Raw genomic sequence first — 18,854 nt, forward strand, 5'->3', positions numbered from 1 at the left:
CAGAGAAATATAAAATAAGGGAATAGCTTACACATGTCCCTTCCTTACTTGTAACTTATTATCCCATCCAGGGGGATAGGATAGGTGGGTAAATCAAGATAATACATCAAAAGACATACAAAACTTACGTGGGGCATTGGGCATTCCTTCCCTGCGGGAGGCTCAGGGCAAGTGGCATGAAAAATTATACAGTTCGGTTAAGCCAAGAGACGTGATAAATCGCCGTCAAAACGAAGGATTGATTATTGTAGAGACGGCGATTTATCGCGTCTGTGTAATTTAGAATTTTCATCAAAAAACCCTAACCCAACCGTAGAATTATCTTCCAATGCCCAATCAGGATAGACAAATGAGTATAATTATTTGCCCTGGAATTCATGAACCAGAGTTAACTGAAAGCTTTAGAGTAGGATTGTTAGATTTAGTTTCTAATGGCGCGATACCTGCGGTGAGCTACGCTAACGCACACAACCCCACAAATATACTGATTTATCCAGGTAAAGATATTTCGGTTTTATCAGCATTGCACATTTTGCAGTTTTTGCGCGATCGCTTGACCGGCTCTTTAAAATCACCAATTATATTTATTAGCTTTAGTGCTGGCGTAGTTGGGGCAATAGGGGCAGCACATTTGTGGCAACTCTTGGGTGGTAGTGTCAAAGCTTTTATTGCTATAGATGGATGGGGAGTACCACTACAGGGTAATTTTCCGATTCATCGGATGAGTCATGATTATTTCACGCATTGGAGTTCCTGTTTGCTAGGTTGTGGGCAAAATAACTTTTATGCACAACCAGCAGTTGATCATTTGTCTATGTGGCGATGTCTAACGGAAATCCCCTCTGAATCTACCTCCCAAGCTGTACAAGGCTGGTGGGTAGATTCATCCATTGAAATTTCTCCACCCAAAGGTTATCTGACAGCAGCTGAGTTTTTGCTTATGCTGTTAAAGCGCTATGAAGCAAATTAGTCCGGACAATAGAATTATGAGTTAGGAGTTAGGAGTGGGGAAGGGAAAAGGTTACAGGTGATAGCGTACAGGGGACAGTCAAGAAAAACTATACCCCATACCCCATAGCCCATACCCAATGCCCAATGTCCCATTCCCCATGTCCCATCTACCCAAAGCAAGAAAGTATCTAAATGTTTCCAACTGAACCAGCTGCTGTTAATAACGGGTTTGGCGCACTGCTAAAAAACCGTGGTTTTATGCTCCTGTGGATTGGGCAACTGGTGTCCCAGTTAGCAGATAAGGTTTTCTTCGTTTTGATGATTGCTCTGCTGGAGAACTATTCACCGCTTCCTGGCTTGGCACAAAACTCGATGTACTCAACTTTGATGCTGTCATTTACAATACCAGCAATTTTGTTCGGCTCTGCTGGTGGTATCTTTGTTGACCGCTTGCCAAAAAAGCTAATTATGGTTGGCTCAGATGTTGTGCGGGGAATATTAACGCTGTGTCTTCCCTTGTTACCAAGACAGTTTCTGATTCTATTAATCCTGACTTTTGCCATCTCTACGGTGACGCAATTTTTTGCACCAGCCGAGCAAGCAGCCATTCCCCTGTTGGTGAAACGAGAGAATTTGTTAGCAGCCAATGCGCTGTTTACCAGCACGATGATGGGAGCTTTAATTGTTGGCTTTGCTATCGGAGAGCCTATTTTGAGTTTGGCGAAAAGCTGGATGGGAGAAGAATACGGTCAAGAGCTTGTGGTTGGCGGATTATACATATTGTCGGCTGCAATCATGCAACCGATTAAGTTCAAAGAACCCAAACGACCAAGGGAACATCGGGCATCAAATAACCCTTGGGCTGAATTCACTGAAAGCCTACGCTATCTCAAGAAAAACCCTTTGATCTTGAACGCTATGCTGCAACTGACAACCTTATATTGTGTGTTTGCAGCCTTAACAGTACTAACAATTCAATTAGCTGAAGAGTTTGGTTTAAAAGAAAAACAGTTTGGCTTTTTCTTGGCAGCAGCAGGTGTCGGTATGGTATTTGGTGCGGCGATTTTAGGTCACTGGGGTGATAAATTGCATCACAAACCCTTACCTTTAATTGGATTTTTGATGATGGCACTAGTTTTAGGGGTGTTCACTTTTACGCACAACTTATTACTGGCGCTAGGACTCTGTGCATTTTTGGGTATAGGTGCTGCCCTAATTGGCGTACCCATGCAAACTTTAATTCAACAGCAAACACCATCTACCATGCACGGTAAAGTATTTGGTTTTCAAAATCATGCCGTAAACATCGCTCTGGCGTTACCCCTAGCAATTACTGGGCCATTAACTGATGTGCTGGGCTTGCGAACTGTGCTTGTAGGAATGAGTGTTGTTGTTGTTGTTGTCGGTGTTTGGGCTTGGAAAAATACCCGCAATGTCTTGCAAGACGTAATTTAATTAATGTAGGCTAATAATCTATCTTTATATTGAATATAAAAATTAATCAGGTTTTCATTGAAGTTTTCAACTAAAATGAAATCTTAAATACAGAATCCAGCATTAACTTTAGCTATAGTCTGAGGTTTGACCGTGCGTTCACGAAGTGTCTCCGCAGGAGAATCGCTCTCCCAAATTAGTCTCCCACAAACTGAGAATCACAAACAGTCTCGTCCTTCTAGCCCCCCAGTCGTGCCCAAACGTGCATCTGGCGGTTTTGCTCTACTTGATAGCCTTCATCGCCACGGCGTTGATTATATTTTTGGTTATCCTGGTGGGGCAATTCTACCAATTTATGACGACCTGTATAAGGTGGAAGCAACTGGTGCTATTAAGCACATTCTCGTGAGACACGAACAAGGCGCAGCCCACGCCGCAGATGGTTACGCCCGTGCAACTGGCAAAGTAGGAGTATGCTTTGGCACTTCTGGCCCAGGAGCAACTAACTTGGTGACAGGGATCGCCACCGCCTATATGGATTCAATCCCAATGATTGTAGTCACGGGGCAGGTAGCACGTCCGTCCATTGGTACAGATGCGTTTCAGGAAACCGATATTTACGGGATTACGCTACCCATCGTCAAGCACTCTTATGTAGTGCGTGACCCCAAAGATATGGCGCGAATTGTCGCCGAAGCTTTCCACATCGCTAGCACTGGACGACCAGGGCCAGTTTTAATTGATGTCCCTAAAGATGTAGCTTTAGAAGAATTTGACTATGTACCTGTAAAACCAGGTTCAGTAAAATTACGCGGTTATCGTCCCACCGTGAAGGGAAATCCCCGGCAAATTAACGCTGCGATTCAGTTGATTACTGAAAGTCGCCGTCCTCTACTGTATATCGGTGGTGGTGCGATCGCAGCTGGTGCCCATGAAGAAATCAAAGAACTAGCTGAATTATTCAACATCCCTGTCACCACCACCTTAATGGGGATCGGTGGCTTTGACGAACATCATCCCCTAGCTTTGGGAATGTTGGGGATGCACGGCACAGCTTACGCTAACTTTGCCGTTAGTGATTGTGACTTGCTGATTTGCGTCGGCGCTAGATTTGACGATCGCGTTACAGGCAAATTAGACGAATTCGCCTCCCGCGCTAAAGTTATTCACATCGACATCGATCCCGCAGAAGTCGGCAAAAATCGCGTTCCCGAAGTGCCCATCGTTGGCGATGTGCGGAACGTCTTAGTAGACTTGTTGCGTCGCTGCAAAGAAACAGGCGTTAAGGCTACACCTAATCAAAACCAAGAGTGGTTAAATTTAGTTAATCGTTGGCGCGAAGAGTATCCTCTAATAGTGCCGCATCATGCCGACAGCATTTCACCCCAAGAAGTGATTGTAGAAGTGAGTAGCCAAGCACCCCACGCTTTCTACACCACAGATGTAGGACAACATCAAATGTGGGCAGCACAATTCCTCAAAAACGGCCCAAGACGCTGGATTTCTAGCGCGGGTTTAGGAACAATGGGTTTTGGCTTACCTGCCGCAATGGGCGCTAAAGTGGCGTTTCCTGATGAAGAAGTCATTTGTATCAGTGGCGATGCCAGTTTCCAAATGTGTTTACAGGAATTGGGAACACTTGCACAGTATGGAATAAATGTCAAGACAATAATTATCAATAACGGCTGGCAAGGAATGGTGCGCCAGTGGCAGCAAGCCTTCTATGGTGAGCGTTACTCATGCTCCAACATGGAAGTAGGGATGCCAGACGTAGAGTTATTGGCACAAGCTTATGGCATTAAGGGTATGGTAATCAGCGATCGCAGTCAATTAAAAGATGCGATCGCCGAAATGCTGGCACACAAAGGCCCAGTAATCTTAAATGTCCACGTCACCAGAGACGAAAACTGCTATCCAATGGTAGTTCCTGGTAAGAGCAACGCTCAAATGGTCGGCTTGCAGAAGCGATCGCCCAAAGCAGCAGCAGAACCAGTTTACTGTAGTAACTGCAATGCCAAAAATGCTCCTAACCACAACTTCTGCGCTGAGTGTGGGACAAAGTTGTAACGCTTTTTGAGAATTAAATAGTTTTTATACGCAGAGGGATGTCTCTCTGCGTATTTTTTATGAAGAAATATTTATACCAATGTATTTTTCTCCATTCTTTTGGGAATCCTAAATTTTAGGAAGCATTTTACTTCCTGAAATATCACGTAACTTTTAGAGGATAATTATGTCTAAACGCAAGTTGCCCAAAGGTCGTAGTATTAGTTCAGTTGCTCTAGAACCAGAAGTTGCGATCGCAATCCTTGGACTATTTTCCGCAGCAGCCGATGGTGAAGGTATTTCTTCAACAGAAGAATATGCTTTAAGTGAATTTCTGAGTCGGGTTGACTTATTTGAAGATTACTCTGAAGAAGACTTTGAAGAATTGACCGAAAAAGTTGTCAGCTTGATTGAAGAAGAAGAACCAGAAGATTTAATCGCTCAGTCCATCGAATCCTTACCGAATAGAGGTTATCGGGAAGCTGCATATATCACAGCTATCTTAGTGGTGGGGATTGATGAGGAAGTACCCGAAGCGGAACAAGATTATATCTCTGAGCTTCAGGAAGCCTTAAAGATTTCAGACGAGCGGGCACAAGAACTGATAGACGCAGTGTTCGGGGAAGATGAAGAGGAAGAGGAGTAATCCTTTTTCAATTACAGCCTCAAGCATCTACTATCGTTAATTTGGGGTTGCTAATTTAGAGTAAAAAATAATTTTGTTTAAGTTGAGTTGTTCAGATTCCTGACTTCATAAAGAAGTTGGGAATCTTGCACTTTATCAAAATTAATTCTATAGACCACTAATTAGAAATTGGTACATTTTTAAATGCGGCTGTATCTGGCACAAAAATGTCCAAGTTATTAACACCATCGGGAACTCTTAGCCAGATATAAGCATCTGCGGAGGCTTGTGGGCGTACTTGAAACAAAGAAACGCTTCCTGTTGAGCGATTGAGAGCAACCCCTTTGTAGGTTACGCTAGTCTCAGCATTACGGGCTGTTGTACTAGCCACCGATATAATATCACCAACAACTCCGTCTGTGGCAAGGCGACGAATCCGCATTTGCAAATTTACCACATCACGGTTTCCAGTTTCTGGATCTTTAATTCGCTTTGCTGAAAGTAACTCAACTTCTGCCTTTTTGCCAAAAGCAGGCTGCACAAATTGACCAGGGCTAATTGTTGAAGTTGTAGTACTGGCTGGGGATGGTGAGGCTGTTGCTTGTGGAGAAGTTGTAGCTGTAGGGCTTGGCACTTGACTGGGAATGGTGTTGCTGACTGTATTACTAGCATTTAGTGTCTGCCGCAACGTGAAAACTTCATAAGCTACATAGCCGCTACATCCCAAAGCCAAAGTAGAGAGTAATACAGCTACACCAGATAAAAATGTACTCACACTGTTGCCTCGATTTCGTATTTCTGTAGTATGTGCAGGTTGACTTACGTTTCTATTTTGTAGTCCCATAAATTATGTTTGTGCGTAGGCGCAGCCCGTCGTAGACATCGCCCACGTATGAAACATGTGAACATCTTCCCTATACTAGTTAAGTAACTTTACTGAGCCAATTCTTCTCTCTCCGGAAAGAAGTTGTTGGCAAACTAAAAATATCTATCTTTGGGATAAGAAAAATTGGTGAGACTTAAGACTTTCAACCAACCACTGGGTGTTTTGTTAATATTCTTGACTAGCCAGATAGGATTTAGTTCTATTGCGAAAGCACAAACCCAAGTCGCGCCAACAACTACCACAAAATCAATTTGCTCTACCCAACTGGGAACAGCTATAGATGCTGTAATCAATCGTCCCTTATTTAGTCGGGTGCGCTGGGGAATTTTGGTACAACCCCTGTCAAGTGGGCAAACTCTTTATAGTCGGGATGCTCAGAAATATTTTACTCCTGCGTCTAATCTCAAATTGCTGACAACAGCAGCTGCATTGCAGCAATTGGGTGCTAATTTTCGGATTCGTACCTCTATTTATCAGAATGGCAATGGTGTTTTACGTGTTGTCGGTAGGGGAGATCCCAGCTTAAGTGATACTCAACTGCAAACATTAGCACAGCAGCTAAAACAGAAAGGTATTACTCAAATTCAGAGGTTGATAGCTGATGATAGTTATATTCAAGGAGATATTGTTAACCCCACCTGGCAATGGGAAGATGTGCAGTCAGACTATGGCGCACCAGTCAGCAGCTTTATTCTCAATCAAAATATTTTTAGCTTAAAACTTGTACCGCAGGCTGTAGGTAAATCCTTACAAGTAGTGTGGATTGATCCTGGCGAGGCGAAACAGTGGCGGACAATTAATCAGTCAATAACGGTTGCCCAAAATCAACCAACTTACGTCAATATTACCCGCGAATTATCAGGAACAGCATTACGAATTCAAGGACAACTAACAACAAATTCTGAACCGTCTTTAATAGATTTGCCTGTAATTGACCCTAATTATTATTTCTTACGACGCTTCCGTGCTGCTTTGGCAACAGAAAAAATTCCTTTGGGACAAACATTAGTGGTAACTGGTGGTGTTCATCAAGAGGAAATAGCTTTTGTAGAGTCACCACCTTTATCTGAATTATTAATGGAAACTCTTCAGAATAGTAATAATCTATATGCTGAGGCACTATTGAGAGCATTAGCTGGGGAAAAACCCAGAGTGAAAACTAAAACTAGCGTTGATGTTGGTTTAGAAGCTGTCAAAGCGAGTTTAACTCAATTGGGAGTTGATCCAGCAAATTATATTTTAGTAGATGGTTCGGGTTTATCACGTCGTAACTTAGCCACACCAGAAGCTTTTGTACAAACTTTGCGAGGGATGGCAAGAACACCAGCAGGATATGTGTATCGCGCATCTTTACCCGTAGCAGGTAAAATTGGAACCTTAAAAGGGCGCTTTCAAAACACATCTGCTGAGGGCATTGTGCAAGCAAAAACAGGTACATTAACGGGTGTAGTTTCTCTCTCTGGATATATAAATGCGCCTAAATATGAGCCGTTAGTTTTTAGTATTATCGTTAATCAATCGGATCAACCGGCAACGGCTGTGCGGCAAGTAATTGATGAAGTTGTTGTGTTGTTAACGCAGTTACAACGTTGTTAAAAATGTTTAGAGATGCAAAAGTTTGTGTCTCTACATTTGCTGACTCTGGTAAATAATTGCAGTGATCGTAGTATCAAACGATCAGAGATTGGTTCTGCCATAACTCATTGACAATAAAGCTCTAGGTTCCGAGCTTTCACTCGGTTATTAACATAAAGACAATAATTTTTAATAGTTTAGCGCAGTTACAGTCTACTTTATAACGGCAATTAGATCAGTAATACCAGCAAAAATATTTGGTATAAATACAAAAATGTTGGATATTACGTATTTTCCCTGATTACACTGCTTTTAAATGTGACTACGATAGAGCGCATAACAATATGATATGTCTTCAATTATGCGGCGTATTATTATTCAACTCAAATAGATAAACGCTTTAGCAAACTCCGACATAAAAACGTAATTATACAATAAAAATTTGTAGCTTTATTGTTCATTACTTTAATGGAGCATAATTTTGTATGGCATTTTTAAGCTACAAAAATTAGTAAAAATTAACAAAGTTAAAAAGCTAGAAGTAACTCTTAATAAATAGGACTTACGCAAGTGTCACAAAAAATCGGATTTGTAGTTTGTAGTAAGGGCTTTAGCCCTTATTTTCAGGACTAAAGTCCTCTCTGCGAGACGCTGCGCGAACACTACGAACTGAAAATAATATGCCAGTTGCGTAAGTCCTGATAAAGACTAATACGAATAGCTACCTAATCAAATAGTTAAAAACATTCGCAGTTTGAATATATTCAAAATCATCACATGGTAATCAACCTACAAAAAGGGCAACGTATCTCACTTTCTAAAGAAGCTCCTGGGCTAACCAAGCTGATGTGTGGGCTAGGCTGGGATATAGCAAAACGTTCTGGTGGCAGTTTTTTTGGGGCTTTCGGTAATACTCAAAACTGCGACTTAGATGCTTCTGTAATCTGTTTAGATAAAAATGACAAAATAACAGATATCGGTAACGTTCTTTACTTTGGAAATTTATTGCACAAATCAGGAGCTATTACCCATTTGGGTGATAATCTTACAGGCGCAGGTACAGGTGATGACGAGCAAATTATTGTAGATTTAGCTCGACTACCAAAAGAAATTGTCAAACTAGTTTTTACGGTTAATATTTACGATTGTATTGCTCGTAAGCAAGAATTTGCACAGGTACAAAATGCCTTTGTGCGTTTAGTCAATACATCTAACAATCAAGAACTGGCCAAATATCATTTATCTGGTTCTGAATACAAAGGAATGACCGGGATGATCATGGCTGAAATTTACAATCACAATAACGAGTGGAAAATGGCAGCTATTGGTAACGGCATTAATGTTAATGGTTTGCAGGGACTTATGAAAGTCTATGCTTAACTACTTATTGAGTTACCCAACTTAATAACAACTCTGCATAAAATTCGTTTTGAAAAAATAGGGAGTAATTATGTCAATAAACCTCAGTAAAGGCGAAAGAATCAATCTTTCAAAAGAAGCACCAAGCTTAAAAAATGCTGGTATTGGTTTAGGATGGGATATCAACGTTACAGATACAGGTACAGTTTTTGACCTTGATGCTTCTATCTTTATGTTAGGTGCTAACGGAAAAATTCCTAATGAAAAATACTTTGTTTTCTATAACAACTCCCAATCACCAGATGGTTCTGTAAAACATGAAGGAGACAGCAGAACCGGAGAAGGGCTTGGAGACGATGAAACAATTCAAATTGATTTGAGCAAAGTTGATGCTTCGGTTCAAGAAATAGTTTTTGTCGTTACCATTCATGAAGCAGATCAAAGAAAGCAAAATTTTGGACAAGTCAGAAACTCATTTATCAGAATTTATGACAACGCCACAGAAAAACAAATTGCTAAGTATGAATTAGATGAAGATGCTTCTGCAGAAACTGCAATTGAATTTGGTAAGCTTTATCGAAAAGATGGGGAATGGAGATTCCAAGCTGTCGGTGCTGGTTATAAATCAGGGCTACAAAGTTTTGTAGAACGATATGCTGCTTAGTAGCTATCTCAAAAGGTAATAAGTAAAAAGGGGGTAAGAGTCATGAATACCTCCTTTTTTTTGTATAAGTTAATTCGCAAAAACTAAATTTATAGGATGTATATGAAATGGAAATTGAATTAAGCAAAGGTGGTAGATTTAATCTTTCTAAAGAAGCTCCCAATTTAAAGAAAGTAGCTATTGGCTTGGGTTGGCAAACAAATCAAACTGGACAAAATTATGATATTGATGCTTCCGTATTTATGTTAGACGCGAATGCTAAAATACCCGATGAGAAATACTTTATTTTCTACAATAACCTGCAATCACTAGATGGTTCTTTAAAACACTCAGGAGATAATAGAACTGGAGAAGGTAACGGAGATGACGAGACAATTTATGTTGATTTGGAAAAAGTAAATCCAGCTATTCAGGAAATAGTTTTTGTTGTCACTATTCATGAAGGGCAAGAAAAAAATCAAAATTTTAGCCAAATAAAAAATGCCTTTATCAAGATTTACAATCACGAAAGCAAAAACTCTCTGGCTCGGTATAACTTAAGAGAGACTTTTTCTCAAGAGACATCTTTGGAATTTGGACGTTTGTATAAAAAGGACAATGAATGGAGATTTCAAGCAGTAGGAGAAGGCTATAGTTCTGGGTTACAAAGTTTTGTAGATAAATATATTGGAGAAACTAAAAAAGAAAAAAATCAAGAACATCCGATCGTACAAAGTGAGAAAAAAACTTATAAAAATCAAGAAAATATAATATTAGATAAAAAGCTTGAACGTGAAGCACCACATATTTTTAATCTTGCTAAAAAAGCAGATATATCACTTCAGAAAGTAAATCTTACCAATCATAAAGCTAAGGTTGTTCTTTGCCTTGATATCTCTGGTTCAATGAGTTCACTCTATTGCACAGGTAAAATCCAGAGGTTCGCTGAAAAAATCCTTGCTTTAGGATGTCGTTTTGATGAAAATGCCTCTATTGATATATTTCTATTCGGAGTTGAAACCCATAATGTAGGTGCAATGACTATCGAAAATTTTAAAAGCTTTATTCCAAATCTATTAAAACAGTATCCACTCGAAGGTGGTACTTACTATGGTAAAGCTATCAATATGATTAGAAAAGTTTATTTTCCTATATCTAAAAAAGAGAGCCAAAAAAATACTACGCCCTTAAGTCAACCAGTTTATATCATGTTTGTTACAGATGGAGCAACATCTGACGAGCCACAAACAGAACAGTATCTTAAAGAGTCTTCTTATGAACCTATTTTTTGGCAATTTATGGCTATTGGCAAGTCACGTAAGGATGCTAAGGGTAAAGGTATTTTAGGCTGGTTATCCCAAGCAAAGACAAGTGATTTTACCTTCTTAGAACGATTGGATGAAATGAGCGATCGCTATGTTGATAATTCAGATTTCTTTAGTTTAGAAGATCCAGAAACTATAGCAGATCAAGAACTTTATGATTTACTGATGACTGAATATCCTAACTGGCTAAAACTAGCTAAAACAAAGAATTTATTACAATAAAAACTCCTGATGATAAAATAAATGTCTCTTTACGAAAACTCAATCAAAATCATTGACAGTTTACGGTTTTAATCTGTGGCAATGTCAAGAGTTCTAAGTCCCATGATTACTAAATCTCGTTCAACGCTGTCAATTTCGGCAACTTTAGGTAAATGTCCCCAAGGTTGAAAACCAAATGTTTTAAAAAGGTTTAAACTAGGCTGATTGTGGGCAAAAATGAAGCCTAATAGGGTATTTAAACCCAAAGTACGGCTTTCGCTAATTGCTTGTGCTAATAGTTGTCGTCCCAAACCACAGCGATGAAATTGAGGGGCTATATAAATACTTATTTCGGCAGTCGTATTATAGGCGGGCCGCCCATAAAAGGATTGGAAACTAAGCCATCCAGCAATTATTCCCTCCACTTCGATTACCCAAAGCGGGCGTTGTGAAGGCGATCGCGCCTTAAACCAAAGAAGGCGACTTTCTACAGATATTGGCTCTAAATCAGCAGTTGCCATGCGGCTAGGAATTGCAGCATTATAAATTGCCACAATTGCAGGTAAGTCAGTTTCAGTCGCATGGCGAATAGTCATTGCTAGCGTCTCGGAGAAAATATTGAGAAAATATTTAAAAATAATACAGCGTTACGCAAGCCCTAACACACCCTTATCTCTTAGAAAGCTATTTGATTTACTCAGCAAAGAAATACTGATATGCGCCCGTAAAATTCTATCGAGCTAAAACACAGAAATCTCAAATCTGATAGCTTAAAGTTCACCACTAATGTTACATCTAGTATCGTTGAGTGGGGAAAAAACAGCGTGAAAGCACAGGTATTTAGAGGCGTTAATCAACTGTCTTACGAAGATATCCCAGTCCCAACTGTGGAACCAGATGAAGTGCTGGTACAGGTGCGGGTTGTGGGATTGTGTCAGTCAGATATTAAGAAAATTCGTTATCCACTATATGAACCGCCGCGTATTTTTGGACATGAAACTGCCGGCACGATCGCAGCAATAGGCAATAATGTCAAAGGTTGGCAAGTTGGACAACGTGTAGCGGTGATGCACCACATCCCTTGTATGCGTTGCGCCTACTGCCTAAATGATAATTTCTCTATGTGCGATGTTTACAAAAACATCTCCACAACCGCAGGCTTTAACGCCAGTGGTGGCGGTTTTGCCGATTATGTCAAGGTTCCTGGACATATTGTGGAAAATGGTGGGTTAATTTCCATCCCGGATAATATTAGTTTTGAAGAAGCAAGTTTTGTAGAACCAACTAACTGCTGCTTGAAGGCAGTGAGAAAAGCTCAAATTGCTCCAGGACAAACTGTGTTAGTTACTGGTGCTGGGCCAATTGGGTTAATGTTCATTATGTTGGTGAAGTATTTCGGAGCAAAAGCGATCGCTACTGATTTACTACCCTCTAGAATTGATAAAGCTTTGAGTGTCGGTGCAGAGGCGGCTTTTGATGCACGCGATCCCGATTTACCTGCCAAAATCTCTGCCTTAACTGGTGGACTAGGTGTTGATGTTACTTTGCTGGCTGTTCCCAGTGAAAAAGCCTTCTTTCAAGCACTTGATAGTACCCGCAAAGGCGGTAAAATCTTATTTTTCGCTGAATTTCCTGATGAGGTGGAAATTCCTATCAACCCAAATATCCTCTACCGTCGAGAAATTGACTTGATCGGCAGTTATAGCTCATCTTATCGGCTTCAGAGTTTATCAGCCGATATTGTGTTTAATCAGCGAATTGATGTAAAAGCTTTGATTAGCGATCGCTATCCATTAAAAGATTTATCAGCAGCTGTTGAGCAAGCGATCGCACCTACGCCGGATACTTATAAAATCTTAATTTATCCGTAAAAGGAAGATTAGGGAGATAGGAGAGTGTTAAAACTAGGAGTTTAAAGTTCTGTCTGAGATTCAGCTACGAAGCTAAAAGGTTCAACGATGGAGCTAAAAGGTTCAACGATGGAGCTAAAAGGTTCAACGATGGAGCTAAAAGGTTCAACGATGGAGCTAAAAGGTTCAACGACGAAGCTCAAAGGTTCAACGACGAAGCTAAAAGGTTCAACGATGGAGCTAAAAGGTTCAACGACGAAGCTAAAAGGTTCAACGGCGAAGCTCAAAGGTTCAACGATGAAGCTCAAAGGTTCAACGATGAAGCTCAAAGGTTCAAAGTTCACCCTTAAAAACTCAAGTTTCATCCTCATTTCTCTCACTTTCCTCTTGTCCCTAACAACATGCTTATTACCCTACTTTTCGTCGCTCTACTAGCTTTCTACGTCGCCTGGAATCTCGGAGCAAACGATGTCGCTAACGCGATGGGAACCTCTGTAGGTTCCAAAGCTGTCACCCTCAAACAAGCGATAATTATCGCTGGGGTATTAGAGTTTACGGGTGCTGTGTTGTTTGGACATGAGGTAACGGAAACTCTCGCAACGAAAATTGCTAATCCCGCCTTATTCGCAGCTACACCCCAAATATTAGTTACTGGGATGGTAACGGTACTAATTTCCTGTGGTGTGTGGTTGCAAATTGCCACATCACGCGGTTTACCAGTTTCATCTTCTCATGCGGTTGTTGGTGCGATCGCAGGATTTAGTTGGGTAGCTTTAGGAGTAGGTGCAATTGATTGGGCATCAATTGGCTTAATTAGCATTGGCTGGGTTTTAACGCCGTTAATTAGTGGTGCGATCGCTGCTTTATTTTATAGTCAAATCAAGCACTGGATTTTAGACCAACCCAATCAAGTAGTCCAGTTACAAGAATGGATTCCCTGGTTGAGTACTGCGCTGCTAGGTGTATTCGGCGTAATTGTATTACCATCGCTGACTCAACCGCTAACCAATTTTGTAATTGAGCAAGTTGGTTTTACAATCCCTTCTCATGACATCCCGCTTTTAACGGGTGCAGTAGCAGCTGTTGGACTCACAATCATTAGTTGGCGACAATTGGGAGATAAGAGAGACAAGGGAGAAATACTTCCAAATCCTGTAGAAAGATTATTCGCCCGATTCCAACTACTAAGTGCTTGCTTTGTCGCCTTTGCTCACGGTTCTAATGATGTGGGAAATGCGATCGCTCCTTTAGCTGCGATCGTCTACATCAATCGCACTGGTAGCGTACCTACAGATGGTCTTACCATTCCCCTTTGGATTTTAATCCTTGGCGGTGCTGGTATTGTTGGTGGTTTAGCTGTTTGGGGTAAAAAAGTCATTGCCACTATTGGCGAAAACATTATTGTCTTGCAACCTAGTAGTGGATTTTGTGCCGAACTTGCTACTGCTACCACCATCCTCATCGCCTCTCGCTTAGGTTTACCAGTCTCCACATCCCACGCTCTCGTCGGCGGTGTCGTTGGTATTGGACTAGTGCAAAATATTAAGTCGATTAAGTTCCAGACACTAAAAGGTATTGCTGCTGCATGGCTAATTACAATCCCTGTGAGTGCTTTACTTAGCGCTGCCATTTTTAGCATCGCCCGAATTTTATTCCGCTAAGAATTATTAATCTTTTCCTAACTTTTCATCTACTAAATCTACTCAATGCAGAACCTAGACTGCAACAATGCCAAAAAAGCATGTTTTTGCAGAATTGCTGCTCATTCATTAGAATGTTGTGCAGGGGATAGCGTAACTTTGAATTTCCACAGAAAGATACTTTAATCTCCATTTAGAGATATAAACTGTCACACAAGTTACATTCCACAGAAATTTACAAATAGTTTCGCAAGGCAGATAACTTTCCGCCGAAGCACACGCATCTACAAGTCTTTGACAATTACTATTGGTAGCAAAACACTGAAGAAGAATACAGAATTCAGAATTCGCGTTAGAGTCTCTGAAAGAGAAGGCTTTACGCTGCGCTATCCGCCAGTCGTACAGAATTAATTCTGTTAGCGGTAGCGGGGCGTTTAGCCCATTCTGACTCCTGAATTCTGTTTTGATAAATATTTATTTGGAGTGAGATTTATTTAAAAGTAAAAATCTCATTAGCAAATATTATATTGATGTACATGAAACGGATCAAAAATAAAAAAGGTATCATTTCAAGCTAGTTACAGCCATACGACAATCTAAAATCGTTCGACTGAGGAAAACCGGAGTCCAAAATCGAATGGCTAAATACTTAATCAATGCTGAAAAAATACTGATTATTAAGCAGCAAGGTACATTTGGTGCTTTGCCAAGTTGTGTTCAGTATGACAGAATTACGTTGAAATGCGGAAGTGCTGTTAAAATTTTTAATTTATCTGACAAAATACAGGAAATTAGGATGAGCGCCAATAAAGCGTACCGGAAGCAGCTTTATCGTCAAGGTGTTAGAGGTTAGAAGCTAATGGGGCGATTCGAGAAGCAACCAGAAAACCCAAGAGTCAGAGGCGAGCTATCTAGAGCAGCAGAAAATGCTCTTTGGGCTGTAGTTGAAGACTTAGAAAATCTTCAGCAGAATGTCCTCAGAGCGTTGCAGGAAGATGTAAAGCGACTTCAGTCAGAAAAAAATCGGTTATCCGATGAGATTCAAGGCTTGGTAGAGGAAAAAGAGCATTTACAACAAGTGCGCCAAATCACCGAACAGCAAGTCTTAATTCGTCAACTGGCAGAAGTTCTGGCAAAACATATATCTTCACAACTGCAATCCTCTCTGACAAATTTAGCTAACCAAAGCATAGAGGGTAAGTCTTACGAACAAGCTGCGCTGAAGTCCGCTGAAGTGAGCAGCAATGTAGTAGGTGAAATCAATGAAAAAGTCGAACACATGTTTGACAGCCTGGATGACACCGTTACTGTTACTTTTAACTCGCTGCAACAGGAGCTAAAAAACTATCAAAGTAATCTTTCCCAACAGTTGTCACGGATGTATAGCCAGCAACAGCAAGGGGAAACGATTTTGGCGGAGTTTGTTAACCGCCTGCATGGAGAACTAGAAAAAACTATAGAAGAAACTTCACGCAAACCAGCAGCAGGTACGCCTACTGTTATACAGTTTACTGAGCCAGAAAAAAACAATCCTTCTGAGACATCCCCACCAACCTTTAGCGAAGTAGTAAAAAATTCCTCTGAGCCAATTTCCGCGATCCCGGATCAATTTTTAGAAGAAAGAGAAACCACATTAGAGCCTCCCGTTGTTAGAGAAAACACCGCGAATACAATTTCTGTCTCCATCAAAGACTTGTTGGAAAGAGAAATAACATCAGAGCCTCCCATTGTTAGAGAAAGTGCTGCGAACCCGATTTCTGTCCCTAGCAATGACTTGTCGGAAAGAGAAACAACATCAGAATCTCCCGTTGTTAGAGAAAACACCGCGAACCCGATTGCTGTCCCTATCAAAGACTTGTCGGCAAGAGAAACGACATCAGAGCCTACTACTCCTGTAGTTCCGCCATCGCAGGAAAACGCTTCTGAACCCATTTCTGTCCTCAATAAGGATTTGTCAGAAAGCGAAACAACACCAGAGCCTCCTATTGTATCTGTGCCAAAGCCAGAAGCAATACAACCTCAACCTTTACGAAGAAGAAACGCTACTGAACCAAATTCTGTGATCCGCAGAGTGTCGCAGAGCAAACCCAAATCTCCACCTTCGACTGCGCTAGAGCCGCAACCACCAGCAAAACCCTCAGAATCGCGATCGCCTAATTCTTCCGGCTTTTCGCAGTTGCAAGTCGGTTTCTTGTTGATTGTCTCATCGGCAGTGATATCGTCGCTTTACAACATAGCCATCAAGGTGATTTTCCACGAAGGTTCCCAAATTTTTGGAGTAGTAGATGTAGAACGCTTGCTACCGCCGACTTTGGGCAATACTCTGTTGATTTTGACGCTCCGGTTTATGGTGGTAGTCCCACTGATGGTATTGCTATCACCTATGTTGCATCCAACACTATGGCAAGATTTAGAAAACTTGGCCGCTTCAGTGCGAGGAAATCCCACAGCAGCTAATACAGCTACCAAGCGGATTTTGCTATTGTCGGTTGTGAGTGGGTGCTTTTTGTTCTTGTCTCAGGTGCTAATCTACATTGCGATCGCTCAAGTCACAACTGGAATGGCGATCGCACTGTTCTTTATCTATCCGATGGTTAGTGGGCTATTGTCGTGGTTTCTGTTCCGCGATCGGCCTACCACATTCCGCTTCGGTGCGATCGCTGCCATTTGCTGCGGTGAATTGTTAGTTTTAGGAGGTTCTCCCAACACCAGTATGGGTAATCCTTCACTAGGAGGCAGCACCGCCCTTCTTTCGGGCGTAGCTTTTGCTGCCTACATAATTCTGACACGGGTATGTGCTAGCAAACTGCATCCCGTCACTTTTACCTTAATTAACTTCGTTACCATGTTGTTGTTGAGTTTTATCTGCTTGATGTTACCTTTACCAAGCAATTGGAACTTGATAGTTTTTGACTCATCTAAAATGCTAGAACTGGTTTTAAGCGCATTTATCTTGGGTGTGCTGACTCTTGCTGGCTATTTGCTGAACAATGTTGGTATCAGTAAATTAGGTGCTTCGCGATCGGCAATTATCGGTGGTAGCATCCCAGTTTTAACCGTGATTTTTGCTGGGTTAATCATTCAAGAAAATTTAGAGATTGTGCAAATTCTGGGAGTGTTGTTAGTAACCTTTGGCGCTGCTGCTTTCAGCCTAGAAACGATGCGAAATCAGTCTAAACCCTCCAGTAACACGAATTAAATGGCGAGTTTAATCAGTTTGGGTGTAATGGGTGCTAGTTTACCTTCTATCACTTTCACCATCAATCCTGACCCTAATCCGCCCAAGATCCCCGAATTCTAAAAAGAATTCGGGGATCTTGAGTTTTTACGGATAATTTAGGACTGCCGGATAGGTGCAGATAATACTTAATACAATACGCTTGGGTTAAGGCTAAAAACTAAAACTGGCGTAGTGGTCTATCGCAAAAGTTTTGATAGGTTTGTAGTAAGCACTTTAGTGCTTGAATATTTGAGGACTAAAGTCCTCACTACAAACGTATTTACCACTCATAACTAATGCGATAGACCAGTAGTGGTTCATGTCATTAATTTTGACGAGTAGATAAATTCTTCAATTTCTCTTCTTTCCCTCTTCCTTCTCTGCGAGACCTGCGCGATCGCGGTTCGTTCTCTTATCTCTCAAATTTAATGGGACAGACAGGAAGGTTGGGTTGAGGAACGAAACCCAACATTATTAAGGCTTTGTTGGATAACGCTTACACTCAACCCAACCCACGAATCCGGGGATTAGGTATGTATTCCATGCAATTGAGAACCACTCTCGTTGAGCCAAGAGTAATCAAAATAACTTGACTTGTAATATATTTTTAGCAATTTAGCCTGATACAGATAGGGAAAACACGTATATATAAGCAGTACGAGTAGTACTGACTCAAGCAATTGAGCGCAAGTACTTGCTCAAACAGGAAATTTGCAAGGAGTGAAGACCATTGCAGCATATTTTGGAACTAGAAGATGAAAAAGTAGTAGAAGGGTTGAGAGTAACCCGTTTTTTAAGGTACATGAATACATGGAGCGATCGCGCCCATAAAACAGCCAGTCCTTTTATCCTACGAAAAGCCCTGCGAGTAAGGCGAAATTCAAAATGCCTTGTTTGTATGTTTTTGAGGTTGACGAGATGGTATCTTTATTAATGCCTTTGTGTCCTCGTCAACTTAGTCTGCGTAGGCGTAGCCCACCGTAGGTATCGCCTAGATACTTAGAGAAAGATGCTGATATTGTAGTTGCCTGCGGATTCTCGTCTTTTTTTAGTAACACGCTATCTACGCAATTACAGTCTCGCAAGTATATAAAACAGC

Annotated in this window: 15 protein-coding genes; 12 read left to right on the forward strand and 3 right to left on the reverse strand. The window is 41.0% G+C overall.

From position 1 onward, the window contains the following. Positions 1 to 349 precede the first annotated feature (349 nt). The 4 genes from GJB62_RS28355 (at position 350) to GJB62_RS28370 (ending at position 5,077) form a co-directional block, all read left to right on the forward strand. A complete protein-coding gene (locus GJB62_RS28355; protein ID WP_114080941.1) occupies positions 350 to 970 on the forward strand; it encodes a hypothetical protein in 621 nt (206 codons plus the stop codon). 173 nt (positions 971 to 1,143) lie between these two features. Next, positions 1,144 to 2,406, forward strand: a complete 1,263-nt coding sequence (locus GJB62_RS28360) for an MFS transporter (protein WP_114080881.1) — start codon at positions 1,144 to 1,146, stop codon at positions 2,404 to 2,406. 132 nt (positions 2,407 to 2,538) lie between these two features. Continuing rightward, positions 2,539 to 4,452 (forward strand): biosynthetic-type acetolactate synthase large subunit, encoded by a 1,914-nt coding sequence (gene ilvB, locus GJB62_RS28365; RefSeq protein ID WP_114080882.1) that lies wholly within the window; start codon positions 2,539 to 2,541, stop codon positions 4,450 to 4,452. A 166-nt stretch (positions 4,453 to 4,618) separates the two neighbouring features. Next, positions 4,619 to 5,077 carry a tellurite resistance TerB family protein gene (locus tag GJB62_RS28370; protein WP_114080883.1) on the forward strand — a complete coding sequence of 153 codons (459 nt, stop codon included), beginning with the start codon at positions 4,619 to 4,621 and terminating at the stop codon, positions 5,075 to 5,077. A 157-nt stretch (positions 5,078 to 5,234) separates the two neighbouring features. Here GJB62_RS28370 and GJB62_RS28375 read toward each other — a convergent pair whose 3' ends face one another. Beyond that, entirely contained in the window at positions 5,235 to 5,831 is a 597-nt protein-coding gene (locus GJB62_RS28375) for a hypothetical protein (protein WP_114080942.1), read from the reverse strand. A 237-nt stretch (positions 5,832 to 6,068) separates the two neighbouring features. Between GJB62_RS28375 and dacB the strand changes: the two genes are divergently transcribed. The 4 genes from dacB to GJB62_RS28395 all read left to right on the forward strand — a co-directional run bounded on the left by dacB (position 6,069) and on the right by GJB62_RS28395 (position 11,066). After that, a complete protein-coding gene (gene dacB, locus GJB62_RS28380; RefSeq protein ID WP_245246035.1) occupies positions 6,069 to 7,538 on the forward strand; it encodes a D-alanyl-D-alanine carboxypeptidase/D-alanyl-D-alanine-endopeptidase in 1,470 nt (489 codons plus the stop codon). 756 nt (positions 7,539 to 8,294) lie between these two features. Then, entirely contained in the window at positions 8,295 to 8,897 is a 603-nt protein-coding gene (locus GJB62_RS28385; protein ID WP_114080884.1) for a TerD family protein, read from the forward strand. A gap of 67 nt (positions 8,898 to 8,964) precedes the next feature. Then, complete coding sequence (locus GJB62_RS28390; RefSeq protein WP_348537533.1) at positions 8,965 to 9,540, forward strand: TerD family protein; 576 nt, start codon at positions 8,965 to 8,967, stop codon at positions 9,538 to 9,540. Between the two features lie 107 nt (positions 9,541 to 9,647). Next, on the forward strand, positions 9,648 to 11,066 hold the full coding sequence (locus tag GJB62_RS28395) for a TerD family protein (RefSeq protein WP_114080886.1): 1,419 nt from the start codon (positions 9,648 to 9,650) through the stop codon (positions 11,064 to 11,066). Between the two features lie 68 nt (positions 11,067 to 11,134). On the opposite strand, the gene GJB62_RS28400 is transcribed toward GJB62_RS28395, so the two are convergent. Further along, the gene (locus GJB62_RS28400) at positions 11,135 to 11,641 is read right to left on the reverse strand and encodes a GNAT family N-acetyltransferase (RefSeq protein ID WP_114080887.1); all 507 of its coding nucleotides are present in this window, start codon (positions 11,639 to 11,641) and stop codon (positions 11,135 to 11,137) included. A gap of 228 nt (positions 11,642 to 11,869) precedes the next feature. On the opposite strand from GJB62_RS28400, the gene GJB62_RS28405 reads away from it, so the two are divergent. After that, on the forward strand, positions 11,870 to 12,916 hold the full coding sequence (locus GJB62_RS28405; RefSeq protein WP_114080888.1) for a zinc-dependent dehydrogenase: 1,047 nt from the start codon (positions 11,870 to 11,872) through the stop codon (positions 12,914 to 12,916). Positions 12,917 to 12,957: 41 nt separating this feature from the next. Here GJB62_RS28405 and GJB62_RS37180 read toward each other — a convergent pair whose 3' ends face one another. After that, positions 12,958 to 13,266: a hypothetical protein gene (locus GJB62_RS37180; protein WP_159402601.1), complete on the reverse strand. Its 309-nt coding sequence runs from the start codon at positions 13,264 to 13,266 to the stop codon at positions 12,958 to 12,960. A gap of 30 nt (positions 13,267 to 13,296) precedes the next feature. On the opposite strand from GJB62_RS37180, the gene GJB62_RS28415 reads away from it, so the two are divergent. From GJB62_RS28415 to GJB62_RS28425, 3 genes are all read left to right on the forward strand, one after another. Next, a complete protein-coding gene (locus GJB62_RS28415; protein WP_114080889.1) occupies positions 13,297 to 14,556 on the forward strand; it encodes an inorganic phosphate transporter in 1,260 nt (419 codons plus the stop codon). A gap of 616 nt (positions 14,557 to 15,172) precedes the next feature. Next, positions 15,173 to 15,388 carry a hypothetical protein gene (locus GJB62_RS28420; RefSeq protein WP_114080890.1) on the forward strand — a complete coding sequence of 72 codons (216 nt, stop codon included), beginning with the start codon at positions 15,173 to 15,175 and terminating at the stop codon, positions 15,386 to 15,388. Positions 15,389 to 15,394: 6 nt separating this feature from the next. Further along, positions 15,395 to 17,734 carry an EamA family transporter gene (locus tag GJB62_RS28425; RefSeq protein ID WP_114080891.1) on the forward strand — a complete coding sequence of 780 codons (2,340 nt, stop codon included), beginning with the start codon at positions 15,395 to 15,397 and terminating at the stop codon, positions 17,732 to 17,734. Positions 17,735 to 18,854 lie beyond the last annotated feature (1,120 nt).

Origin of the sequence: Nostoc sp. ATCC 53789 (genome assembly GCF_009873495.1) — a bacterium.
In the GTDB taxonomy this organism is placed as follows: Bacteria; Cyanobacteriota; Cyanobacteriia; order Cyanobacteriales; family Nostocaceae; genus Nostoc; species Nostoc muscorum_A.